The following is a 23,389-nucleotide window of genomic DNA, read 5'->3' as shown; positions in this document are numbered from 1 at the left end:
ATAATCTGGAATTCGACCGGAGGAAGACATGGATACCAACAGCCTCGCCGAAAAAGCGACCGAGAAACTCTCGCCGTTTGAGACGGGACACGTCGTACAGTTTGTTAAAGGACTCACCGTCAAGAGCGCCCTAGGCAATCCCTGGATCGTTGGCGCGTTCCTGATCATACTCTTTTATGCCGTGGTGGTACGTTCCAAGTTCGTGCTCTGCGCGCTGTTCACCGCCATCTCATTGTTGTTATTGGTGCACTACACCATGCCGACCGAAAGTGACTCGCTCGCCCTTTCCAGCACCCTCCCCTTCGCCTTCGGCGGGATCGCCATCGGCGGATTCATCATCTACCTGTACTTCATCAAGACGGAGTAACTCTTTTGCGCAAAGTAGGTTTCACCTCCACCATCCCGCTGGAAGTAGTCGTCGCAGCGGGAGCGGTCCCCGTTGATCTCAACAACGTCTTCATCACCAATCCCGAGAGCTATTCCCTCATCGAAGATGCCGAACTCGCCGGTTTTCCGCGTAACGTCTGCGGCTGGATCAAGGGGATCTACGGAGCCGTTGTGTCCAGTGGACTCACCGAGATGATCGCGGTCACCGAGGGGGACTGCAGTTACACCAAGGCGCTCATGGAGGTCTTGTCGCTGCAGGGGGTGAAGGTCTATCCCTTTGCCTACCCGACCAGCCGCAGCGCGGATCTGCTCAAGGTCGAGATCGAGACCCTGATGGGGCATCTCGGCGTCGACTGGGAGGCGGTGCAGGCGGCCAAGGAGCGTCTGGACCGGATCAGGGTCAAGGTGCGCGAGATCGATCGGCTCACCTGGCAGGAAGACAAGGTCACCGGCGAGGAGAACCACTACTTCCAGGTCTGCACCTCGGACATGAACGGGGATCCCGACACATTCGAGGCCGAGGTCGATGCCCTCTTGGCCGAAGCCGTGCACCGCCCGGCGCGCCGGGACCGGATCCGACTGGCCTACCTGGGAGTCCCGCCCATATTGAGCGGGCTCTACGATTTCCTGGAGAGCCAGGGGGCGCGGGTCGTCTTCAACGAGACCCAGCGGCAGTTCGCCATGCCCTACGGTTTGCCGGACCTGGTCGAGCAGTACCGGGCCTACACCTATCCCTACGACATCTTCCACCGGCTCGAGGACATCGTGCGCGAGCTGAAGGCGCGCCGGGTGGACGGCGTTATCCACTACGTGCAGTCCTTCTGCTTCCGGCAGATCGAGGACATGGTGTTGAGAAAGAGCATCGACCTCCCCATCCTGACCCTGGAAGGGGATAAACCGAGCAGCGTCGACGCACGCACCAAGATCCGCGTGGAAGGCTTCCTGGAACTGCTGGACGACCGGCAGGGATAAAGGGGATAAAACCTTAAACCGAAAACCAACAGGGATGAATGGGATACATGGGATAAAGGCTTTTGGATAACAGGGATGAATTTGATACATGAGATAAAGGCTTTTAGGTAACAGGGATGAATGGGATGAAAGGGATAAAGGCCTTAAGGTAAAAGCCTCAAGCTTTGAGTTTTAAAACTAGAGCCTTAAAGCTTAAAGCCTGTCATTTTTCAAGCTTTTGAAGTTAATCCCCTTCATCCCATTAATCCCTGTTGGTTATGGGTTTTATCCCTTGCATCCCATTCATCAAAGAGGACCATCTGTGTCAGAAATTTATCGTATAGGTATCGACCTCGGCAGCAGGAAGGCGAAGTTCGCCCTGTTGCGCGACGGCGCGATCGTGAGACTCGCCGACCTGGACACCATCGCCTTCTACAAGAAGTACGGCAGCATCGTGAACGAAGAGCTCTGCCTGGACCTTGCCGCCAGCGGCATCTTCACCCCCGACGAACTCGCCAACGCCAGCATCACGGTCACCGGCTACGGCCGCAACACCATCAACCTGCACGGCGCCAAGGTCATCTCGGAGATCAAGGCTCACGTCGCCGGCGCCCGCGCCCAGACCGGCCTCGCCGACTTCACGCTCCTCGACATGGGTGGGCAGGACACCAAGGTGGCCCAGGTGGTCTCCGGCCGGCTCAACGACTTCGTCATGAACGACAAGTGCGCCGCCTCGAGCGGACGCTACCTGGAAAACATGGCCGCGGTCCTCGAGGTCTCCCTGGAGGAACTCTCCTCGCACGCCGAAGGCCCCATCGCACTGGACGCCACCTGCGGCATCTTCGGCGAGAGCGAACTGATCGGCCAGATCCTGCGCGGCCACCCGGTCTCCCAACTCTGCGCCGGGGTCAACCTCACCCTGGTGAAACGGGTGCTCCCCATGCTGAAACGCTTCCCCTCTAAAACGCTGGTGATCACCGGCGGCGTCGCCCTCAACGGCGCGATGATCTCCCTGCTCCGGGAAAAATGCCCCATGGAGCTCGTTATCCCGACGTACCCGCAGCACAACGGCGCTATCGGCTGCGCCTCGCTCTGACCACATTTTCCTTGAATTTTCGCCGCCGGCCGTTTACCTTCACCGGCAGTCTTAAGTATCCGGAGGGATTTGATGAAAATTAGCAAGAATGATTGGTATTTCATCGCCGTCATCGTCGCCGTGCTGGGCATCTTCTACGCCATCTCCGGCGAAGAGAAAACCAAGCGGGTGCCGCTGGACGACAAGCACCAGGCCGCTTACGAGCTGTTCAAGAAGACCCAGAGCAAGATGGAGGTCGACAAGACCTGCCCCGCCTGCCATTTCGAACCGGGCGGCGTGCCGTTCCCGGCCAAGCACCCGGTGAAGCCCAAGGACGGCCCGATGCGCTGCCTGTTCTGCCACAAGCTGAAGGCAAGTGCGGTCGGCAAGTAGACTCTCCGTCCCGTTGTTCCCGTTTCCCCGTAGCTGGCACTACCCGAGGTTCGTCCGGACGTGAACACGCTTAACTTAACCGGCGAATTGGAGCGGCTGATCAGGGACATCGTCCTTGGCTGCCCCGAGCTGAACCACATCCTCCCCGACCGGCTCCTGATCTGCGTTTCGAGCGGCCGCCCCAGCGCGGGCGGCAGCCTCGCCAAGATCCACCCGCTGCGCTTCGCGGGGGGAGAGAAGTCGATGACCACCCGGCGCGGCAGGCGCCGGGTGGTCTGCACCATGCCGACCATCATGCACCTGGGCGAGGAGATGCTCTATGTCATCTACTTCCTGGTCCCCCGCTTCCTCGAGCTTCCCCTCCGGGAAAAGCTGATCACCATCTTCCACGAGCTCTACCACATCTCGCCCGACTTCGACGGCGACATCCGCCGCTTCCCGGGGCGCAACTACGCCCACGGCTCGTCCACCAAGAGCTACAACCTCTACATGGGGAAGCTGGTCGACGCCTACCTGGCCCGGGGTGTCGACGAGGTGGCCTTGAAGTTTCTCGAGGGAAACCTGGCGAGCCTGCGCGAGCTGCACCGCGCCATCGTGGCACGCAGGCTCCCGGCCCCCCGCATCAGCATAAGCCCCGCCTGACCCGGTTTCCCATCCACTCCGGTTTCCACCAACGTTCTGCCCGAGGCACGAAAAAAGGAGGAAACCGTGGCTTCCTCCTTTTTTCCTGTTTTCCCCATGCTTCCCAAGCTGCCCGACGTCTGCCGGTCTACCCCTTCGCTACTTCTGGATCACGCAGTCGATCACCGCGTTGATGCGGCGGTTCTTGGCGCGCCCTTCCGGGGTGGCGTTGTAGGCGACGCGCCGGGTGGCCCCGTACCCCTTGGCGGCGAGACGGTTCTGCTCGATGCCGAACTCCTGCACCAGGTAGGCGACGACCGCTTGGGCCCGTTCCTGGGAGAGTTTCATATTCGTCTCGGGACTCCCCTCGATGTCGGTGTGCCCCTCGATGAGCGCGGTGGTGGTCGGGTAGCGCTTCATGAAGTCGGCCACCTTGGCGATCTCGGAGCGGTTCTGGGGCCTTATCTGTGCGCTGCCGCTGTCGAAGTCGAGCACGAGTCCCATGCAGATCCGCTCGGGGGGCTCGACCTTTGAGGCATCGAAGGCGCAGTCGATGACCGCTTCGACGCGACGGTTTTTCTGGCGCCCGGCGTCGGTCGCGTTGTCGGCCACGGGGCGGCTGAGCCCGTACCCCTTCGCGGTCAGCCGGGAGCGGTCGATGCCGTAGTTGTCCACTAGGTAGTTGACGACGGCCTCGGCGCGGCGCTGCGAGAGCTTCTGGTTGTAGTCGGCGTCACCCACGTTGTCCGTGTGCCCTTCGATGACTGCCGTGGTGTCCGGGTACTTCTTCATGAAGTCCCCGACGCGCGCGATCTCCTCGTGGTACTCGGGACGAATCAGGGCGCGGTCGATGTCGAACTCGCCGTGCAGCGTGACACAGTAGGTGAAGTGCCCGCGCTTCGGCTCGGTGGGGATTACCGCCGGCGGGACCTCTGCCGGAGCCGGGGCCGGCGGCTCGGACTGGGCCTGGGGCGGCGGGGTCGGCTGGGCCTGTGCCGCGGCCGCCGGCTTGACGCCGCCGAAGAGGAAGTCGAGCCCCACCGTGTACTGCAGGTCGTGGTAGCTGTGCTCGTTGTGTTTCTGGATCAGGTGCCGGACGTCGCCGCGCAGGGCCATCTTCTCGGTCAGGAAGAACTTCACCCCGCCGCCGTAGTTGAAGACGCCATGGGTCACCGACCCCTCGTAGGCGGAATAGCGGGTCTGACCGCCGTATCCGGCAGCCAGGTAGGGAACCAGCGGGCCGTCGGGCATGAAGTGGTACAGCATATCGAAGTGGTAGTCGTAGATGTTGTAGTCGATGTCGCTGTAGCGCCCCTCGGTCCGCGTGAAATCGAAGACCGCTTCGGCGCCGACATGCCTGGTGAAGTTGTAGCCGCCGCGCACCCCCCCAACCGGCCGTGTCTCCAGGTGTTCTCTACCGAGGAAGGAATAGCCGCCCACAAACGGTGAGACAGAGAAGCTCTCTGCCGTCACCCCCGCGTGCGCGACCGCCAGGGTTGCCAAAAGCAGGACGGGAACCAGGAAGGGGAGCAGGAACCGTTTCATCTTCAACCTCCTTTTAGGAAAGTCAGAGCCCTCGCCGAAACGGCGACCTCGGCAGCGGCAGCGCAGCGCGGGGACTACCGCTCCTTATGCCGACAGGATCCTAAGAAACAAAACATGTGAAGGCTATCATTATTTATCGAGCGTGCAAGAGCGCTGCAATATTTTCTAGTTGGAGGACCAGGCCCCAACTGTGGGGAGGGCTCAAATGAAACGGCTCCTCCCTTTTCAGGGTAGGAGCCGTTGGTAGGACGGGAACTGCCGGGGCTTACTGGCGGGGACGCACCTCGAAGTAGTCGACCACGAACTGGGCCACCTGGACCGGGTCGTTCAGGTCGAGCACCGGGACGTCGACCTCCAGCGGCTCGTCGCTTGCTATGGCGATGAGGGTGGCGTCGTGGTTCTCGCCGCGGCAGAGCAGGGTCTGGCTGCGCTCCTGGCGGTGCAGTTCGATCTTGGGCATGTTGCTCAGCTTGAACCCCTCGGTGAGCACGATGTCGACGTCACCGAAGTAGGTGGCGATCAGTTCCTCGATGGGGGGGGAAGCCTGGTGTTTCTTCACCACGGCAAGCTTCTCCGGCGAGGAGATCAGCATGGTGTCGGCCCCGGCCTGGGTGAGGCGGTGGCTGTCCTTTCCGGGATGATCGATGTCGAAGCGGTGCGCGTCGTGCTTGATCACCCCGACCCTCAGCCCCCGCTCCTTCAGGTTCACGATCACCTTCTCGAGCAAGGTGGTCTTGCCGGTTCCCGATTTTGCAACAAACGATACGGCCTTTATCTCCATGCAACTGCCTCCGTGTCTTTTTTGCCGGGTAGCTGACCGGCCCCGGTCCGGCTCCCGCGACCTGCCGGGATCCTGAACCGGCCCTGACTATAGCCGTCCCCGGTCCTCAAGTCAATCGGGTCACCGGCCGATAGGGTTCAGAACGCCGGGGTGCCGGGATCTTTGTGGAGGGGAAAAGCGAGCTGACGCCGCGCGTACGGCCGCTACGCGGCAGTTTGCCAGACGCGCTGCCGCCAAATTCCCCCTTCCGCAGCAAATAAATTGGCAACCCGGCCCGCTCCATCCACCGGGCAAAAATTGTTGTGGATCAAGTACTCCCGGAGCGGGCGCGGCTGGCACGATACCTGTAAAAGGTAGCCAAAGCCCGCCGTCGGATTACCTGCCTGCCGGCGCACGCCCCTACCCAGGGTAAATTCCAATCGAGGTAGCTGCACCATGGACCAGTTAACCTTCATATCCGCAACGCTGGGTCTCGCCCCCCCCTGGTTTGTCACCTCGGCAACCGTCTCCAAGGACGGCAGCCAATTCAACATCATCGTGGAATACGGCCGCCTGGCACCGATCAGTTGCCCGTGCTGCGGTGCGGAGGGGGAAGAACACCGCGTATTCGACAACGAGACCTGGTTCCACGCCGACTTCTTCAGCCACCCCACCTACCTGCACGCCCGGGTTCCGCACTTTTCCTGCTGCGACACCCAGGTCACCCGTCCCTGGTGCCGACCCGGTTCCCGGTTCACCGAGATAGCCATCAGCCGCGAAAAAAAAGAGGCGGCCTAAAATCGGCCACCTCGACTGCACTCCCTCCTGCTGATCACAACTGTATCGCTTTCTTTGGCTAGTAGATCACCCAATCGCTCTTCTTCACCAGCTTGGGCTGGGCCCCCTTCCCCACCGCCACGATGTAGCACCCCTTGGAGGCGTAGCGCTGCCCGGGACCGAAGCTGAGCACCGGGTAGCGCAGGGAGCTGTTCACCTGGTCCGGCGAGCAGTCCAAAAGGTCCAGGAAGAAGTCGCGGTAGTAGTCGGTACCCATGTCGATGAGTGCCACCGAGAGCATCCGGGTGATGAAGTAGCTCTGCGCCGAGGCGGCCAGGTCGGTGACCGGGAGCTTCTTGTTACCCAGCCAGCCGCGCACCAGTTGCCGGGTGTAATCGCCGTCGCCGGGAAGCCTTTTGGGCCAGGTCAAGAAGCTGAAGTCGCGCAGCGGCTCGGGAACCGCGGTGAGACGGTCCTCGATGAGGGTCGAGGAGAAGAACAGGGTCGAGGGGCGCTGCGGCCCCTGGGCGAGCAGTTCCACCCCGGCCAGGTCCTCGGCCGGGAGCCAGACCAAAAGCACCGCCCCCGGGTGGCGCGCCGCCAGCTCTTCCCAGAACGCCTTGCCGGTCGACCGGGTCGCCTCCAGCTTGACGTCGCGCAGCAGGTTCTTGCCGAACTTGCTCCAGGTCTCGGCAAAGCCGCGGCTCAGCGCCCGCCCCGCCTCGTTGTCCCTGAACACCTGGACCACCTCGCGCCCCGGCGGCAGCTCCACCACGCGCGATAGGTACTTGGCCGCCGCTTCCCCCTCCTGGAAGTATCCCTTGGAGAAGTAGAGGGTGTAGAGGTCCTGCTCCGCGACCTGGGGGAGCTCGGTCGCAGGAAACAGGCAGGGGATCTTCCCCTTTTCGCAGAAGCGGTGCACCGGGCTCCAGCTCCCGGAGACCGATCCCCCCACCACCGCGAAGACCGGCTGCCTGCGGTAGTACTCGGCGAGCTGGGCCTCCCAGGTTTCCGGTTTCCCCGTGAGCCGCCAGACCTCGAAAGCCACCTCGCGGTAGGTGAGCCCGCCGCCCGGTTTCCCGCCGGGCCCGAACCAGCGCGCGTTCCACTGGGAGCCGAGGATGGCGAGCCGGGCGTTCCACTCCTTGTCGAAGAAGGCCTGGAGCGGTGCCAGCTGGGCCTCCCAGGCTTTCGCATCGACGCCGTCCGAGACGATGGTGGCCAGGTGCATCCGGGTGTCGGTGATCCCGGGCGAGGTGGTGGAGGAGAGCTGTTTTATGTAGTAGAGCAGAATCTGGGCCTCGTCCGGCTCCAGAAGATAGCGCGGCATGGTGGCGCTGAAGCTGCGCCCGGTGGGGTCGACGCCGTAGACAAGCGCCCGCAGGAGGCTCGCGTCGTCATAGGCGGGGCGCGGCGGGTTCTGGAACATGGAGCGGCTCATGGTGGGCCCCGGGATGTCCTGCTGCCCGGTGAGCGGCGCGTAGAGTTTCTTGCCGCTGGTGGGAGGGGTGAAGATCCCCCCCTCGGCGGAGCCCAGGCCGCTGCGCATGTGGCAGTTGGCACAGGTGGTCATGGTCCCGGAGAGTTCCAGGTCACCCTGCACCAGGGCACGCATCGGTTTTCCCGAAGGGAGGATCCCCCGCTGGTACATCGCCTCACCCAGCCTAAGCGCCTCGGCAGCCGGTCGTCCGGCCACCGTCTCCTCGGCGCCAGCCAAGGAAGCGACCAGGAAAAGCCACAACACCATCAGGGGGAACGCGCGCACAGCCAGTCGGGGGATCGTCATCAGTTCTCCATTTTCCGGTATTCGTTCAACAGATCGCTTTTCTTGATGAGCCCCTTGATGCGCACCCACTGCGGCGCGTTGGGGGCGTGCAAAAGGTAGAGCGGCTCATGTGACATCTTGTCCACCACGAAGGCGTTGAAGGCGCGCAGGACCCGACCCACCTCATCCCGGCTCCCGGTGAGAAACTCCCAGCCCCCCGGGCCGCCGAAGCGTTCCAGGTACTTCTTGAGCTTCTCGGGGCGGTCGTTTTCCGGGTCGATGGTGATGGAGATCAGTTGCACCTTGCTGGCCTCGTCGCCCAGGGTGCGGCGCAGGTTGCTGAAACCGGCGGAGAGCACCGGGCAGATCGTGGTGCAGGTGGTGAAGATGAAATCGACGATGACCGGCTTGCCCGACTCGAGCAGCTGGCGCAGGTTCACCTTCTGGCCGTCCTGGTTGATGAGCGTGACGTTCGGGACGTTGTAATCGGCAAGGGTCCGGTCGTACCCGGTGCGCGCCGGCTCGGGGGCGGCCTGGGTCGGCGCCGCCTCGGCCACCGTGGCGCTGAAGACGGCGCGGTCCTCGCGTTCTCCCTTTTTCAGGGCGACCTTCAACTCCCACACCCCGCCCATGATGATCACCACGTTCTCCACGTGGTAGCGTCCCGCGCCCAGTTCCTTCACTACCGGCTTGTCCCAGACACCGTGCCCCATGCTGGGCATCCAGGGGGTGACGGTGAGCTGGGCCCCCTCCACGGGGCTCCCGGCCTGGTCCTGTACCGTTATATCGGCAGAATTGGGGCCGAGCTTCAGTCCCGCTTCGGCAAGTCGCACCTGCAGCTGGAACCCGCCCTGTTCGCTGCGGACCACAGGCGGAGCGCCGGCAGCCGGAGCCGACGCGGACGGTGCGTCGGCGGCGAGGCCCCAGGTGGCGGAGCAGAGCAAAGCAACAAAGAGGCTGGCTAATGTTTTCATGATAAACCTCGCTTCATGGTGCGTGATGCTGCCAGTCCGGGCCGGGTAAGTCAAGCCCGGGGTGCAGCAGATTATGAAAAAATCCCCCCGGCGCACCAGCCGGGGGGCAAAAGGAGATCCCATGCCGGCACCCGGAGCCGGCGTTTTTGCCGGGGCCGCGGGTGCTGTTGTGCGGCAGGATATCTCTAACTCTTGGGCTGTTCCAGGTGTTCCTTCTCGTCACTGGCCGCCTTGAAGTTGCGCAGGCTCTGCCCCAGCGCGCGCCCCGCCTCGGGGAGTTTGCCGGCACCAAAGACCAAAAGCACGATGAACAGGATCACGATAAGTTCCGGCATGCCGATGCCAAACATGACGTCCTCCCCGGCCTTGCGGCCTCACTTGTTGTGTCGCTCGCGGGGGGCATGGAGCAGGAAGCCAGGGGCGGAGGGTCGTTTCCAGTCCCCAGCCCCTAGCCCCCAGTCCCTGTTTTCCCCCTGCCTCACCCCTTACAGCGGACCCAGGCCTACCGCCATGCGCAGGATCTCGAGTACGTCGGCCAGATCGATCTTGCCGTCCGGTTTGGCGATCCCGTTCAGCAGCGGGGCCACGTCGTAGCGTGCCAGTTCCGAACTGGTGGGATTTTTGAGCCCCACCTCGATGCGCAGTGCGTCGAGCGCCTCCTGGATGTTGTAGCTGTTGGGGGTGAAGGTCGGAGGCTGCCCGGCCAGCGCGAAGTCGATACTGGCGACCTTCTCGGCCAAGGCGAGGGTCGCACCGACCTGCCGTACGTGCACCTCGATGGTGAAGCTCCCCGCCACGCTCACCAGGGTGTCCCAGTTCCACTTGGGGTTGGTGGTGAAGTCGCGCACCATGGCCTTGTCGGATCCGCTCGAGAGCCAGAACTGGTACTCGAAGGGGCCGCTTCCCCCCTGGACGTCGGCGCTGAAGGTGATGCCGCCCGGCAATCCCGGCGGCTGCGGGCTGATCCGGCCGGCAGTCAGGGTCACGGACCCGACGGCGACGCTCGCGCTGAAGTTCTGCGCCTTCACGTTCTGGTCGTTCACCGTGATGATCCGGCTCGCCGGGGTAAAGCTGAAACCTGCCAGGCTCGGGGTAATCTCGTAGCTGCTGTTGATGAGCCCGGGGACCTGGAAGGTACCGTCGGCACCGCTTGTCACGGTAACCGGGGCGCTGCCGCCCTGGCTCTTCGGGGTGACCGCGATGCTGGCGCCGGCCATCGGGAGCCCGAGCGGGTCGACAACGCGACCGGAAGCGGTGAAGGTCGGCGCCTGCTGCGGAGTCCCCCCGATGTTGATCGGGATGCGGCAGGTCATCAGCACCTCCTCGTTCTCCCCGGGGATCTGGGAGCGGGTGTTGATGAACTCGGCGACGACGAAATCGCTGATCGGGGCGTTCACCCGGATCAGCGCGTCGAAGCGGCGCGCGGTACTCATGTGGATGGTGGTGCCGGCCGGCACCAGGTAGGCCTCGTTGAACCCGAAGGGGGGTTGCCCCAGGGCCCGGCCGTCCCAGGCGACGATCACCACGTTCACCGGGAAGGTGATGCGCAGGCTGTTGTAGGCGGCGTCCAGGCAGCGCACCAGGATGGTCTGCCCCACCTGGGCGTTGATCGGGATCTGGGTGCCGGTCACCCCGCTGTTCAATTCGGGCGGGATCTCTGCGCTCGCCACGATGGTGCCGGTTCCCCCCTTGGACGCGGGGACCGGGATGCCGGTCACGAACCAGTAGTCGGCATTGAAGTCGTTGAAGGCGAAGAAGTCGCCCGGCTGCGCCACGCCGCCGGCATGACCGTGGAAGTTGTCGTTGAATCCCGGCTTGGTGCCGTGCTGGGGGTAGGTCTGCCGGGCGTTGGGGGCCAGGTCGCTCCAGACCGAGTCCCGGTCGTCCAGAACCCACAGGGCCTCCACGTCGTAGGGGACCGTCATGGCATGCGGGTCGGTCGCGAACGTGAGGGCCGGATCGCCGGTCCAGGGATCGGGCGCCGTCAAAAGGTTCCCGTTGAAGCCGGGGAACTGCGGGAAGTCGGTCAGGTTCGCGGCGGTGCGCCGTTTGCCGTCCCGGCAGTGCCCGATCGGCGCGACATCGGCTCCCAGCACCTGGGTGGCGAAATAGGCGTCCGGCGGCTCGATGAGCATGGCGCCGTACAGGCCGAACTCGAAGTGCTGCATGGTGTTTCTGTGGCAGTGGTAGAAGTAGAACCCGATGAAGTTGGGCTGCCACTGGTAGGTGTACTGGCCAAGCTCCATCGAGCAGTGCCCCACCCCGTCGTTCATCGGCGTCGGCTCGATGCCGTGCCAGTGGATGGTGTGCGGCGGCGGTCCCTTGGCCGAAGTCTCGGCGTGGAAGATCACCCCGCGCGGGATCCTCAGGGTCGGTCCCGGGAAGGTCCCGTTCTTGGCCGCCGGATTGTCGTTGTCGGCAAAGGTCATGAAGAAGAGCTGCTTCTTGCCGTCCCAGGTCGGCATCTTGAGACCGTGCAACAGGTCACGCTGTACGGTGTGCGGGGTGGCCGGCGGGTTCTGGTAACCGGCTGCGGCCATCACCTCGGGAACCGGGTTGGTGGGTGCCAGAAGCTCCGGAGTGACCGGGCTCTCGGTTGGGGGGTCGAACATCTTGGACCACATCCCCTCCATTCCGACCACGGACCAGCGGGGTATTGCATATTTGGGATTCTGAACGGACATGGTGTGCCTCCTCAGTACATTTCAACGTAGAACGTAGAACCTTGATCATGGAACTGGATGTACGCCCTTACGGCATGGGCCCCGGTGCCGGTCCGGTGGCGGCGATCCCCCGGATGTTGCGGAACATCATGGCGAAGTCCTCGTCCATCGGGAAGTTCATGCCACCCGGGAAGTTCCGGTCGCCGACGAAGTAGATCCCCGAGATGAGTCCGCAGTTGTAGTTGCCTCCCTGGGCAGTCTGGCTCGGTTCCGAGTGGTCGTGCATCGGGAAGCACAACGGGGACATGCGCTGTTTCAGGTCGATCGGGTTGCCGTTGGCGTCCTGGGCGATGCTCTGCCCCGGCGCCGGCAGGTACATGTCGAATTCCTGCAGCGGCGGGTAGGTCCGGTTGCCGTTCCCCAGGGAGAGCCCCGGGTCCGGGCGCCCCAGGCCGCGCTGGTTCGGGATGTCGGGAGGCCTCATGTAGGGGACCGTATAGTCGATCCACTGCATCGGTTTCACCGTGTAGACGTCGACCCACAGCGGGTTCTCGGTGACCACGCCGTCCTCGCTGGTGATGTAGATGTGGTTCGCGTGGATGTGCATCGAGTGGGTCCAAAGCCCCGCGCTCAGGATGTGGATCACCACCGGTTCCCCCACCCGCCCCATCGGGGTGGTCCCGGGGCTGAAGTGCGAGAAGAAGCCGGACTGCCCGTTGATGGTGAAGAACTTCGGGAGCCGGTTGTCGCCGGTCGCGCTGAACGGGTCGCGCAGGAAAGCCTGCTCGAACTTCTGGGGGTCGTAGAGCTGTCCCGGCGGCAGGTTCCCCACCTCGGCGAAGAGCGCCGGGCTCACCTGGTGGGTGAGCCAGACGTACTGCCTGAAGGGCGGGGTGTGGGTGGTCGGGTCCCCCTCTTCCCAGGCAAGCCCCGGGAAGACGTTCGGGTCGCCGAAGGCGTCGTAGAGGTCCTGCACGTGCGGGCTCGGGTCGTCGTAGGGGGTCATCTTGTGACCGGCCACACCCGCGGTCGGGCGGATCACCAGGGCGCCGTGCAACCCCATGACCCGGTTCACCGGGGCGTTCAGGTTGTCGTAGTACAAAAAGGCGCCGGACTGGCTGGCGGTGAAGGTGCCGGTAAAGGTAGCACCCGGCTTGATCTCGCCGCTGTCGAAGAGCGGCGGGTCGTTGGGGCCCCGCCCCGGGATGTAGAACGCGTGCGGTTCGTCCAGGTCGTTGGTGACGTTTACGGTGATCGACTCACCCTTGAGGGCCACGATGGTGGGACCCGGGCAGTCGGAGGGGACGTCGACGCCGTCCGCCTTCATCTTGTAGATCCAGAAGTAGCTCTGGGCGGTGTTGATCTCGTTGTGGGTGACCATGTCTTTCAAAGCGTCGGTGATGCTGATATCCAGCACCTGGTTGGCGGCAAAGGCGTCTTTTATGCCCAATCCGGGGATACGGCCGATGAACAGGGTGGCCACCCCCGCAGCACTCAATTTTAAAAACTCACGTCGTTTCATCACATCCTCCTTAACGTGCAGGGTTTGCCGGGGCCGGGTGGGCACCCCTGGTGGCGTGACCGGCAAACCGCGAATCTAATGGGCCGAACTTCCCCGCTGGGGGGAGCCGCCGCTCGGACGGCCCCCCCTTGCGTCCTACTGCAGGGTCACGCTCGCGATCCCGACCCCCATGCCGGGGATGCTGTTGGTGCCGGTGTCGATGATGCTCAACCCCGAACCGGAGATGCCGAAGTCGGCGATGGTCGGGAAGTTCCCCGCCGCGATGGTGAAGTTCAGGGTGGCGAATTCACCGGCGCCGATGCCGCTTACGTTCAGGAGCCCCAGGGTAACCTGACCGGGGGTGTTCACGTTGGGAATCATGGTGGAACCCAGGCCGGCACCGGAGACGGCGATCTCCGCGCTGCTCGAGCCGATGCTGAGTCCCTTGCCGCTCGCGTAGGTTACGGTGGCGCCGATGCCGCCGATCAGGGTCCCCTGCGGCAGGGTGCCGGTGCTGCGCACCTTGACGATGGCCTTGGTGGGCTGCACCACGAAGTTCACCGGGATACTCTGGTTCAAGGAGCCGATGCTGGCGCTCACGGTCACCGAGCCCGCCACGGCACTGGTCAGGTTCACGGTGGCGATACCGTTTGAGGTGGTGCTGGCGCCGGAGAGCAAGCCGGAACCGGAGCTGATGGCGAAGCTGACCACGCTGCCGTTGGGTACCGGTCCACCGGCCACCCGGCTTACGTTGGCGCTCACCTGTACCGCTTGGCCGTTCACGATACCCTGGCTCGCGCCGAGGCTCAAGGTGAGCCCGGCCGGGGCGTTGGGGTCAAAGAAACCGTAGGGGCCGCTGGAGACGCTGACGGCGCCGGAGCGGATGGTGACGCCGGCACTTCCGACCTGGCTTGCGGAGAGGGTCACGTTGGCGATGCCGCCGACGGTGGCGGCGCTCGAGGCGGAGAGGGTGCCGAAGGTACTGGAGAAACTGACCAGGGTACCGTCGGGGACCGGGCTGCCGCCGTTTTTCTTGACCGTCGCCGAAAGGTTATAGCTGCCGCCGATGGGGAGCGTGCCGGCGGCCGGAGTGATCTGGATCTCAACCGGTGCATCCGCGTTCTCCGCGCTGGTCAAAAGCCCCGGGTTCGGGTTGGCGGAACCGGCGGCATAGTTGTTTCCGGAGGAGCGGAACTTGGCATCGGTGATGCTGCTTAAGCTGCCGCTCGTCGCCTCGCTTTCCAGCTCGCTCTCAAGTTGCGACATCTTCTTGCCGGCGCCGTAATCCTTCTGGTACTGGGAAAGGCTCGCCAGGGCCAGGGCGTACTTCTTCGAATCGTCAGTCGCGCCTGCCGGGAACGGCTTGTTGGGATCGAGCGGCTTGGTCTTGGTCAGGTCGGGGAGTCCGAAGGCACCCGCCACCCGGCGGTTGGCGTCGTCGATCCCCTGGGCGCTCAGGTCGCCGCCGGCGGCCTGGTAGGCCATCTCGGTGAAGGGGGTGACGTAGCCGCTCAACTGGCCGCCGCGGGCGGCGCTGGAGATGTTGCCGAAGATGGCCCGCATCCCGCTCGGACCGAACTGGTCGTCCATGCTGCGGGAGGCGCCGGTCGCCTCGTCCTGGTAGTTACCGCCGGTCACCTGCACCAAGAGCCCTCCCTTGGCGCTCCCCGGCGGCAGGGTGATGTTGTAGCTGCCGTCCGAACCGGTAGTACCCTGGGCCAGGGCCGCAGCGTTCAGGCGGGGTACGCCGCTACGCGGGTTGGAGGTGGCGCTCGAGATGATCTCGTACACCTTCACGGTGCCACCGACTATCGGTCCCTTGGTTGCCGTACCGGTCAACACGGTGCTTCCCGGAGCCGGGCCGGAAAGTGAACTGCCGCCACCGCCGCCGCACCCTTGGGCCACCGCCAGCAAACCAACCAAAAACGCCCCCACTAAAGATTTCATTTTCATGGCTTTCTCCTCGTATGCTCGCCGGTACCAAACGGGTTATCTCAGCTGAGCAGCTCATTGCAGCACTACAAACCATCAACTTGGGCAGTAACCGAAAGTATCTCGGTTGAAATAGACTGTGTCCCTCTAAGTACATGGAATATGCCAATCTTCTCCACAGAGATTTACCCACGCATTTTCAACCAGTTAGCACAAACCCGCGTTGAGTGCCCAAGCTGTCTTGCACTGGAAAAAATACGGCAACACAAACGCGACACACACGTAAGCCATTGGATTACAGCCCCTTTTTCCGCTGTCCTTGTTTAAAGCGTGCCAAGATGTTTGCAGGGGAGATTAAAGGGGCAGAGAGGCGGCAGAGCTGTCGAGGAGCGAAAGGGGGAAAACCTTCAGATTCTGGCTTAGCTGATGCTCCAACGCAGCGCTGGAGGAGCCGCCGTGCTTCCCTTTACGAAGGTCATCGTGGAGTTCCGGGGGTGAGGGGTGCGTAGGAGCGAACCAGCATTGCCCGGCGCGCCGGCAGGCGCGTAAGGGAGGCCGCTGCCACGAGCGTGGCAAAGGAGGACAGGGGGGATGCGTCGTGCTGCAGGCGGGAGTACGCGTCCAGTCGACGAGGGGCCCAAAAAAAAGCGAGGGACGCGCAGAGCGCCCCTCGCCTTAAGAGAGACCGGCTGGACCAGGTGGGTTAGAAGCTGAGGCTCCCCACCACCTTCTTGAGGATCACCAGGGCATCGAGCAGGTCGACCACCCCATCGGGCGACGGCACCCCGTTGACCAGGGGTGCCACGTCGGCGTGCGCCTTCCCCTCCGCCCCCGGCTGGTCGATCCCCACCGCGATGCGCAGTGCGCCCAGGGCGTCCACCAGGTTGACCTGGCCGTCCAGGTTCAGGTCGCCGTCGCTCGGGGCGTACTTGACCTGGGCGCTGCGCACGGCGAGGTTGCCGGCCGCGTCGACCACCACCACGGTGACGATGTTGGTTCCCGGCACCAGGTTCGAGATGGTGCAACTCCAGCGGGTACCCCCGGTCGTCGTGGTGACCGGTCCGGCCGAGGCTGCGGTGTTGAGCGCGACCACCGGGGTGAGCCCGGCGTCCAGGCCTCCTCCGATGACCAGCTGGGCCCGCGCGGTGACGGCGGGGAGCGCGTCCAGGGTGAGGTTCGGCGTGGCTAACACGGTGATGGTCCCCTTGACGCTTGCCACGTCGCCGGCCTGGTTGGTGGCGGTCACGGTCACCGTGTTCGCACCGCGCACCAGCCCGCTGAGCTGCGCGCTCCAGTGGGTGCCGCTCACGGTCACCGCCCCGGCGACGGCCGCCGTGTCCAGGGTAAGCGTCACCGAAGAGCCGGCATCGACCGTCCCGCCGACCAGCTGGCTCCCCACGCCGGTGGGGCTCGTCACCGGGTCGAGGGTGATGAGCAGGGAGGCGGCCGCATTGCCGGCGGCGTCGCGGGCCGGGATGCTGATAAAACCGGGATCGCCGTTGGGGACGAAGATCTCGGGATGGTCGAAGGGGGCGCTCTCGTTTCTCACCCGCTCGTCGGTAAGCGACTTCAGGAAGGCGACCAACGCGGCCTGCTTGGCGGGCTGGTTCTGCAGGGTCCCCAGTTCGACGATCCCGGGGTCGAGGCTCGCCTGGTTGGCCACCGGGAAGTTGCCGCCCCGCACGTAGAAGTCGACCACGTCCTCGAGGGTGAGAACCCCGCCGTCATGGAAGTACGGCGCGGTGAGCTCCACGTTGCGCAGCCCGGGGACCTTGAAGTTACCCTGGTTGGCCACCGGGAAGGTCGCCCGGATCTGGGGGGGGAGGATCGGGGTCACCGGCGATCCCAGCGGAAAGAGGTTCGGGTTGAAGGCGAGCGTCCCCAGGGCCTGCAGCTCGGCCAAGGCCGAGTAGGAGAGCGGGAACGGCTGCCCCGTCCCGGAGTTCAGGAAAGGTGCACTCCCGCCGCGGGCGATGTCCTCGCTGGTCGGGCGCACTCCCGTGTTGTTGAAGCCGTTGTCGTAGATCACCTGCAGCCCGCTTGCCACGGTCATCGGCTCGATGAGGGCGTGACTTGCGTTGGTGAGGAACCCGGAGGCGCGCACCGAGGCCGAGGAGAGTTCGCTGTTGAGGTGGCAGGCGCTGCAGCCGGCCGCCCCGAAGAACAGGCTGAAGCCGTCCTGCTGCTGGGTGGTGAGCGCACCCTGGTCGCCACCCAGGAAGCGGTCGAAGGGGGTCTGGTCCGAAACCAGGGTCGCCTCGTAGAGCTGGATGGCGAGCCCCCAGAAGAAGGCAAAGTTCGCCTCGATCTGGCTGTACCCCTCGGGGGTGAGCTGGCTCGAGTTCCAGAAACGGTCCTGGAAGGCATCCTGGATCAGCTGCCGGTAGCCCACCTTGAGCCCCTTGTCGGGGCTGGGGATCCCGTTTTGCTGCAGGACCGAGTTGGACAGGGTCCCCAGTGCGCTGTCGCCGGGGTGCACCAGCTGCTTGCCGAGCGGGGTGAGGCTCAAAAGCTTGCGCCCGAGCTGCGGGAAACTGCGCCCGCTATAGGACATCTCGGTATCGTCCAGAGGGGGGCCGGTGGCCTGGGAGGCGAGGCTCGCGAACTCGATGACGACAGGCTGTTTCACCAGGGTGTTGTTCTGGTTGATCCAGACCCCGGCCGAGGGATCCAGGGGGCCGAAGGGGTTCTCGCCGTTGAACACGAAGTGGGCGCGACCGTCCCAGAAGTTGTTGAAGTTGAAGACGGCGTCGATGACGCTCGGGGCGTTGCGGGCGGTGACCCGGCGCATGTTCACCCCCCCCGCCTGGAAGACGGGATCGGCAATCGACACCCCGTCATCCAGCGCCGAGCCGGGGACGATGCCGACGAAGCTGTTGCGCGTCACCCCCTGCGACCCCACCACGTCGTTTGAGTCGCGCAAAACCGGCGAGGACTGGAACTCGGGGTTCTGACGCTGGTGGAAGGGGAAGTCCGACGGCTGCAGGGTGTCGTTCGGGCCACGCACCTGGAAGGTCGTGTCGCCGGCGCGGGTCCCGGGGTTCACGGTGTTTTTCAGGCGACTGTCGGCTCCGGCGCGGAAGTGGCAGCTGCCGCAGGCGACGATCCCGTCGCTGCCGGCCTGCATCTCCCAGAAAAAGGCCTTGCCCAGGCGGATCGCCGCCGGCTTGTTCTTCACGTACTGGAACAGGCTCGGGGGTTCCGGCACCGGGACCTGGTTCAAGGGGAACAGGGTCGGCGGGGGGACCACCTCAGCGAAGCTGGTGCCGGCCAGGGACAGGCAGACAAGCACGGCCCAAAGCCGGTTCAGCAGGTTTTTTCGGGGCATACGGATTCCTCTTGTGCGGGTGCTGATAGATACTTCGGCGGGAACGAGCCTTTTCATTAGCAATTAACGCGCCACCTCCCCCGGCAGCCGTCAACCGGCTAAAGAGCGGAAGTTGCGCGAGATTGAGCCTGCCCCACCCCTGCGAAAGGTTGTCGGCCTTTGAGCAGCTTCCAGGGCTAAGACCGTGTAACCACAGGAGCGGCGGGGGGTACTGGACGGCCGCCACAAATGTGCCGTTGATAAAAAACCGGCAGCCGGCCGAGCGGGGCCGGCTGCGCGGGTGGGGCCGGTGCCCCGGGGCGTTGCAGTCAAATGACGGAAAGGGGGCAGCCGAACCTGCTGGAGGTCACGGCCGGGAAAAATGGTGGCTGCCCGGCTCGGACCCCGGACAGCCACCGATGACGACGCTGCAGATACAAAAGATCTAGAACCCGGAGGTAAGCCCGACCGACTTTTTCAGGATGACCAGGGCATCGGCCAACTGAATCTGGGCATCTGGCGCCGGGATGCCGCTCGCATCCAGAGGGGCCAGGTCACCATGCCGCAGCTGGGCCGGTGTGGGCTGGTTCAGACCTACCGCTATCTGCAGGGCCATCAAAGCATCGGCGATGGTGACCTGGCCGTCGCCGTTGAGATCCCCGTCAGGGATGAACACCACCTGTATCCGGTGACCGTTGGCGGTCACGTTGGAGAGGGTGTAGGAAGCGGGGGCTCCCTGGGAGACCCCGTCCACCAGTACGTCGACCACCTGGTAGCCGGCGGCGGGGGTGAAGGTGAAGCTCAGGCTGGCAGCGAAGTTCACCGTGCTCACCCCGGCAGGGGAGATGCTCCCCTTGGCGTCGCTTGCCGCGGTCACCGTGAAGGTGTCGATGGCGAAGTTGGCGGTGACGTTGTGCACGGCAGCGATGCTGTTGAGGGTAAGCGCCGCCGTGGTGGCGATCACACTCCCCCCTTCGGTCCAGTTCACGAAGTGGTAGCCCAGGGCCGGCTGGGCGGTCACGGTCAGGGTGCTCCCCCCCAGGGCAACGGTCTGGCTGGCATTGCCGGAGATGCTGCCGTTGCCGCCGGAGACGAAGCTCACCAGGAAGGTGTCGATGGTGAAGTTGGCGGTCACGCTGCGCGCTCCGGTCACGTTGGTCAGGGTCAGCGTGGCGCTGGTCGAGATCACCTGCCCCGCCTCGCTCCAGTTCAGGAAGTGGTAACCCGGCACCCCCTGGGCGCTCACCGGGCTTGCCGCCCCGCCGTGATCCACCGTCTGGTTCGGGATCCCGATCAGGGTACCGTTGGTCCCGGCGCTGAAGTTCACCGGGTAGCTGTTGATGGCGAAGTTGGCGGTCACGCTGCGCGCTCCCGTCACGTTGGTCAGGGTCAGCGTTGCGCTGGCCGAGATCTCCTGTCCCGCCTCGGTCCAGTTCACGAAGTGGTAACCCACTGCCGGGACCGCGCTGACTGCGCTCGCCGAGGCGCCATGGTCGACACTCTGGCTCACGTTGCCGGTCAGGGTGCCGTTACCGCCGGAGGCGAAGCTCACCGGGTAGCTGTTGATGGCGAAGTTGGCGGTGATGCTGCGCGCCGCGGTGATGCTGGAAACAATGAGTGCGGCGTTGCTCCCCACCACGTTCGCCCCTTCGGTCCAGTTCACGAAGTGGTAACCGGGTGCGGGGAGCGCGGTAACCGCGGCGCTGGCGGAGCCGTAGGGGACCGACTGGTTCAGCGGTCCCGAGAGGGTGCCGTTACCCGCCGAGGTGAAGCTCACCGCGAAGGTGTCGATGGCGAAGCTCGCGCCGATGGTGACGTCGCCGGTCACCGGGGCCAGGGTCAGGGTGGAGAGCGCCCCCTTGGAGACGCCGTTCACGGTGACGTCGGCCACGTGGAAGGTGGTGGCCGCCACGATGCTGTAGCTCGGGGTGGCGTTCTCGTTCACCAGCACCGGTCCGAAGATGCTCCCGTTGGGGCCGGCGGCAAGGGTGACCTGGTGCTGGGCGACCAGTGCGCTGAGCGCCACCTGGCGCCGGGGTGCCACGGGGTCGCTGGTGGCGATCTCCACGAGGGCGCTCTTCGCGCCGGTCGGGACGCCGGGTTGCAGGCTCACCGTGAGCTGGCAACTCCCCTTGGCGGAGATCAGGAAGGCGAGCTGGCTGCCGCAGCTGCCGGGGTCGACCGCGAACTGCGCGGCATCGGCGCCGGAGAGGGTGATGCCGGTCACGAACAGGTTGCCGTTGCCGGTGTTCCCCAGGGGGAGGTTGGCGCTCAGCGCGGCACCCCCCAGGAAGGCGGTCCCCAGGTCGAGGCGTGCCGGTGCGCTGGCAAAGCCTTCCAGAAGCGGCACCGGGAGGTTGCGGTCCAGGTCGGAGCCGTCCCCCAGCTGACCCGCCAGGTTGTTGCCCCAGGCCCACAGGGTCCCGTCGGCCTTAAGTGCCACGCTGTGGCTGCCGCCGATGCCGGAGGCGCTCCACTGCGAGGCTCCCGTCGCCTCGGCGAGCGCTGCCGGATGCGGCACCGGGGCCAGGTCGAAGCTCCCGATCCCCAGCTGGCCGTCCAGGTTGCGCCCAAAGGACCAGAGCGTCCCGTCTGCCAGCCGCACTACGCTGTGCGCATCGCCCGCGGAGAGCGCCACGAAGGGGGCCAGGCCGGCGTTGAAGACCTGGACCGGCTGGGGCTGTCCCGGCGGGTTCGGCAGGGTGCCGTCGGCGTTACCGAGCTGGCCGTCGAAGTTGCTCCCCCAGCCCCAGGCCGTTCCGTCCGCCTGCAGCGCCAGCGAGTGCGCGAAACCGGCCGCGATCCCCTTCCAGTTTCCGTTGAAGCCGGGGTTGTCGACGGGCGGGTTGAAATTCACGATCTGGCTCGGGAAGTTGACACTCCCCACGATGGAGGGGTCCCCCAGCTGACCGTCGGAGTTGTCCCCCCAGGCCCACAGGGTACCGTCGGCCTGCAGCCCGAGCGAGTGCCCCCCGCCGGCCGCGATGGCGACCCAGTTGCTGTCGAAGTTGCCCGGGTTGCCGGTCAGGATCTGCTCCGGCTGTTTCCCCGTCGGGGTGTTGGTGTTGTCGCCCAACTGTCCGAGCGAGTTGTCCCCCCAGGCCCACAGGGTACCGTCCCCCTTGAGTGCCAGGGTATGGAAATCCCCCGCCGCCACCTGGGCCCAGTCGTTGGCCGCGGAGGTCGGCTTGGTGTTGGTGATCTGGATCGGGAAGAGGCTCGGGTTGCGTGAGCCGTCCCCCAGCTGTCCGAGCGAGTTGTCCCCCCAGCTCCAGAGGGTGCCGTCCGCCTTGAGTGCCACCACGTGCCCGAAACCGGCCGCGTGGCTTGCCCAGTCGTGCCGGGCGTCGAGAGCGGCAGGAGTCGCCTGGGCGGCCAGCGTCCCGTTACCGAGCTGACCACTGGTGTTGTCCCCCCAGCTCCAGAGGCTGCCGTCGGAGCGCCCTGCCAGGGTGAACTGGTTGCCGGGCTCGAGGGCCACCCAGCCAAGGCCGGCTCCTCCGGCCGGAACCGGGGCGAGGCTTCCGGTCTGGTTGCCGGTGCCGAGCTGCCCGTCCAGGTTGCCACCCCAGGCCCAGTTGCGGCCGTCGGCGCCCAGCGCCAGGGTGTGGAAGGCGCCCGCACTCACCCCGACCAGGTTGCCGATCCCGGCGACCGGGGCGGGGGCGTTCAGCTGCGCGAGGCTGCCGTTACCAAGCTGTCCCGAGCTGTTGTCCCCCCAGGCGTAGCAGAGGCCGTTTCTCTTCAGGGCCACCACGTGCAGGGCACCGGCGGCGAGCGCCGCCCAGTCGCGGTCGGTTCCCACCTGCACCGGCTCGGCCTGGGGCTGGGTGGAACCCAGTCCCAGTTGGCCCGCCGCGTTGTCCCCCCAACTCCAGAGGGTGCCGTCCGCCTTCAGCGCGAGGGAGAAGTTCCCTCCCGCGGCAACGGCGCGCCAGTCGCTGTCGGAGACGGCAGCGGTCAAAATGACCTGGCGCGGGGTAGCCGGGTCGCTGCCGGTAGCCCCCAGCTGGCCGAAGGAGTTGCTCCCCCAGGACCACAGGGTGCCGTCGGCCATGAGCGCCAAGGCGTGGTCGGCGCCGGCGGCGACGGCGAGGTAGCGCCCCCCGGCGGGGTTCAGTACCTGGACCGGCTGGTTCTGGCGCAGCGTCTGGCCGTTGCCGAGCTGCCCCAGCCCCCCCTCGCCCCAGGCCCACAGGGTCCCGTCGGCCTTGAGCGCGTAGGAGCTCGCGCTCCCTGCGGCGACGGCCACCCAGTTCCGCCCGCCGCCGATGTTGAGCGGTGCGCTCTGGCCGGCGACCGGGGTGTTGTCCGGAGCCAGGGCCCCGAGCTGCCCGGAGGCGTTACTCCCCCAAGACCAGAGCGTGCCGTCGGCCTTGACGGCGAGGGTGTGCTCGGCCCCGGCTGCCATGCCGGCCCAGTTCTGCTCGCTGCCGACCGGCACCGCGCTCGCGCGGGGGGTGCGGCTGGCGTCGCCCAACTGGCCGGAGAGGTTCGCGCCGCTGGCCCAGAGGGTGCCGTCCGCCTTGAGGATGATGCTGTGTCCCTCGCCGGCGGCGAGTTTCGGGGTGGCCCCCCAGGAGAGTGCAGTCACCCCCGGCAGGATCGAGATTAAAAGCGCGGGGAGCACCCGACGCAACATGGTCAATGATGTCTTCATGATAGATCCTCCCTGCGGAGCGGTGCGCCGCCTTCGGACGGCGCCGTCAGGGGAAGCCGGGCCGGCTTTAACGGCCGG

Annotated in this window: 16 protein-coding genes; 6 read left to right on the top strand and 10 right to left on the bottom strand. The window is 65.3% G+C overall.

The window, feature by feature from the left end:
- Positions 1–28: 28 nt before the first annotated feature.
- The 5 genes from H7688_RS12105 to H7688_RS12085 all read left to right on the top strand — a co-directional run bounded on the left by H7688_RS12105 (position 29) and on the right by H7688_RS12085 (position 3,448).
- Positions 29–367, top strand: coding sequence for a hypothetical protein (locus H7688_RS12105; RefSeq protein ID WP_183361374.1), 339 nt, complete (start codon positions 29–31; stop codon positions 365–367).
- Positions 368–372: 5 nt separating this feature from the next.
- Positions 373–1,359, top strand: coding sequence for a 2-hydroxyacyl-CoA dehydratase family protein (locus tag H7688_RS12100; protein WP_183361373.1), 987 nt, complete (start codon positions 373–375; stop codon positions 1,357–1,359).
- Between the two features lie 301 nt (positions 1,360–1,660).
- On the top strand, positions 1,661–2,434 hold the full coding sequence (locus H7688_RS12095) for an acyl-CoA dehydratase activase (protein ID WP_183361372.1): 774 nt from the start codon (positions 1,661–1,663) through the stop codon (positions 2,432–2,434).
- Positions 2,435–2,506: 72 nt separating this feature from the next.
- Positions 2,507–2,806: a cytochrome C gene (locus H7688_RS12090; RefSeq protein ID WP_183361371.1), complete on the top strand. Its 300-nt coding sequence runs from the start codon at positions 2,507–2,509 to the stop codon at positions 2,804–2,806.
- A gap of 60 nt (positions 2,807–2,866) precedes the next feature.
- Positions 2,867–3,448: a putative metallopeptidase gene (locus H7688_RS12085; RefSeq protein ID WP_183361370.1), complete on the top strand. Its 582-nt coding sequence runs from the start codon at positions 2,867–2,869 to the stop codon at positions 3,446–3,448.
- A gap of 138 nt (positions 3,449–3,586) precedes the next feature.
- Here H7688_RS12085 and H7688_RS12080 read toward each other — a convergent pair whose 3' ends face one another.
- On the bottom strand, positions 3,587–4,972 hold the full coding sequence (locus tag H7688_RS12080; protein WP_183361369.1) for an OmpA family protein: 1,386 nt from the start codon (positions 4,970–4,972) through the stop codon (positions 3,587–3,589).
- 265 nt (positions 4,973–5,237) lie between these two features.
- On the bottom strand, positions 5,238–5,753 hold the full coding sequence (mobB, locus tag H7688_RS12075) for a molybdopterin-guanine dinucleotide biosynthesis protein B (protein ID WP_183361368.1): 516 nt from the start codon (positions 5,751–5,753) through the stop codon (positions 5,238–5,240).
- 435 nt (positions 5,754–6,188) lie between these two features.
- Between mobB and H7688_RS12070 the strand changes: the two genes are divergently transcribed.
- Entirely contained in the window at positions 6,189–6,530 is a 342-nt protein-coding gene (locus H7688_RS12070; protein WP_183361367.1) for a transposase family protein, read from the top strand.
- 58 nt (positions 6,531–6,588) lie between these two features.
- Here H7688_RS12070 and H7688_RS12065 read toward each other — a convergent pair whose 3' ends face one another.
- The 8 genes from H7688_RS12065 to H7688_RS12030 all read right to left on the bottom strand — a co-directional run bounded on the left by H7688_RS12065 (position 6,589) and on the right by H7688_RS12030 (position 23,311).
- Positions 6,589–8,295, bottom strand: coding sequence for an ABC transporter substrate-binding protein (locus H7688_RS12065; protein WP_183361366.1), 1,707 nt, complete (start codon positions 8,293–8,295; stop codon positions 6,589–6,591).
- Positions 8,295–9,248 carry an SCO family protein gene (locus H7688_RS12060; protein ID WP_183361365.1) on the bottom strand — a complete coding sequence of 318 codons (954 nt, stop codon included), beginning with the start codon at positions 9,246–9,248 and terminating at the stop codon, positions 8,295–8,297. The genes H7688_RS12065 and H7688_RS12060 overlap by 1 nt, the downstream gene beginning before the upstream one ends.
- Before the next feature lie 185 nt (positions 9,249–9,433).
- A complete protein-coding gene (locus H7688_RS12055; protein WP_183361364.1) occupies positions 9,434–9,598 on the bottom strand; it encodes a twin-arginine translocase TatA/TatE family subunit in 165 nt (54 codons plus the stop codon).
- A 135-nt stretch (positions 9,599–9,733) separates the two neighbouring features.
- Positions 9,734–11,932, bottom strand: coding sequence for a carboxypeptidase regulatory-like domain-containing protein (locus H7688_RS12050; RefSeq protein WP_183361363.1), 2,199 nt, complete (start codon positions 11,930–11,932; stop codon positions 9,734–9,736).
- Between the two features lie 67 nt (positions 11,933–11,999).
- Entirely contained in the window at positions 12,000–13,433 is a 1,434-nt protein-coding gene (locus tag H7688_RS12045; protein WP_183361362.1) for a multicopper oxidase domain-containing protein, read from the bottom strand.
- 135 nt (positions 13,434–13,568) lie between these two features.
- Positions 13,569–15,365: an Ig-like domain-containing protein gene (locus H7688_RS12040; RefSeq protein ID WP_183361361.1), complete on the bottom strand. Its 1,797-nt coding sequence runs from the start codon at positions 15,363–15,365 to the stop codon at positions 13,569–13,571.
- A 682-nt stretch (positions 15,366–16,047) separates the two neighbouring features.
- Positions 16,048–18,672, bottom strand: coding sequence for a cytochrome c peroxidase (locus H7688_RS22810; RefSeq protein ID WP_183361360.1), 2,625 nt, complete (start codon positions 18,670–18,672; stop codon positions 16,048–16,050).
- Positions 18,673–19,096: 424 nt separating this feature from the next.
- Positions 19,097–23,311, bottom strand: coding sequence for an RCC1 domain-containing protein (locus H7688_RS12030; RefSeq protein WP_183361359.1), 4,215 nt, complete (start codon positions 23,309–23,311; stop codon positions 19,097–19,099).
- Positions 23,312–23,389 lie beyond the last annotated feature (78 nt).

Source organism: Geomonas limicola (assembly GCF_014193675.1).
In the GTDB taxonomy this organism is placed as follows: Bacteria; Desulfobacterota; Desulfuromonadia; order Geobacterales; family Geobacteraceae; genus Geomonas; species Geomonas limicola.
Note: the sequence above shows the minus strand (reverse complement) of the source record. Positions and strands in the feature narration are given on the sequence as shown.

Excerpts from the sequence above, each read along its gene's own strand:
- H7688_RS12065 (WP_183361366.1), bottom strand. The coding sequence starts at position 8,295 with ATGACGATCCCCCGACTGGCTGTGCGCGCGTTCCCCCTGATGGTGTTG.
- H7688_RS12050 (WP_183361363.1), bottom strand. The coding sequence starts at position 11,932 with ATGTCCGTTCAGAATCCCAAATATGCAATACCCCGCTGGTCCGTGGTC.
- H7688_RS12045 (WP_183361362.1), bottom strand. The coding sequence starts at position 13,433 with ATGAAACGACGTGAGTTTTTAAAATTGAGTGCTGCGGGGGTGGCCACC.
- H7688_RS22810 (WP_183361360.1), bottom strand. The coding sequence starts at position 18,672 with ATGCCCCGAAAAAACCTGCTGAACCGGCTTTGGGCCGTGCTTGTCTGC.
- H7688_RS12105 (WP_183361374.1), top strand. The coding sequence starts at position 29 with ATGGATACCAACAGCCTCGCCGAAAAAGCGACCGAGAAACTCTCGCCG.
- H7688_RS12055 (WP_183361364.1), bottom strand. The coding sequence starts at position 9,598 with ATGTTTGGCATCGGCATGCCGGAACTTATCGTGATCCTGTTCATCGTG.
- H7688_RS12080 (WP_183361369.1), bottom strand. The coding sequence starts at position 4,972 with ATGAAACGGTTCCTGCTCCCCTTCCTGGTTCCCGTCCTGCTTTTGGCA.
- H7688_RS12060 (WP_183361365.1), bottom strand. The coding sequence starts at position 9,248 with ATGAAAACATTAGCCAGCCTCTTTGTTGCTTTGCTCTGCTCCGCCACC.
- H7688_RS12040 (WP_183361361.1), bottom strand. The coding sequence starts at position 15,365 with ATGAAAATGAAATCTTTAGTGGGGGCGTTTTTGGTTGGTTTGCTGGCG.
- H7688_RS12090 (WP_183361371.1), top strand. The coding sequence starts at position 2,507 with ATGAAAATTAGCAAGAATGATTGGTATTTCATCGCCGTCATCGTCGCC.
- H7688_RS12070 (WP_183361367.1), top strand. The coding sequence starts at position 6,189 with ATGGACCAGTTAACCTTCATATCCGCAACGCTGGGTCTCGCCCCCCCC.
- mobB (WP_183361368.1), bottom strand. The coding sequence starts at position 5,753 with ATGGAGATAAAGGCCGTATCGTTTGTTGCAAAATCGGGAACCGGCAAG.
- H7688_RS12030 (WP_183361359.1), bottom strand. The coding sequence starts at position 23,311 with ATGAAGACATCATTGACCATGTTGCGTCGGGTGCTCCCCGCGCTTTTA.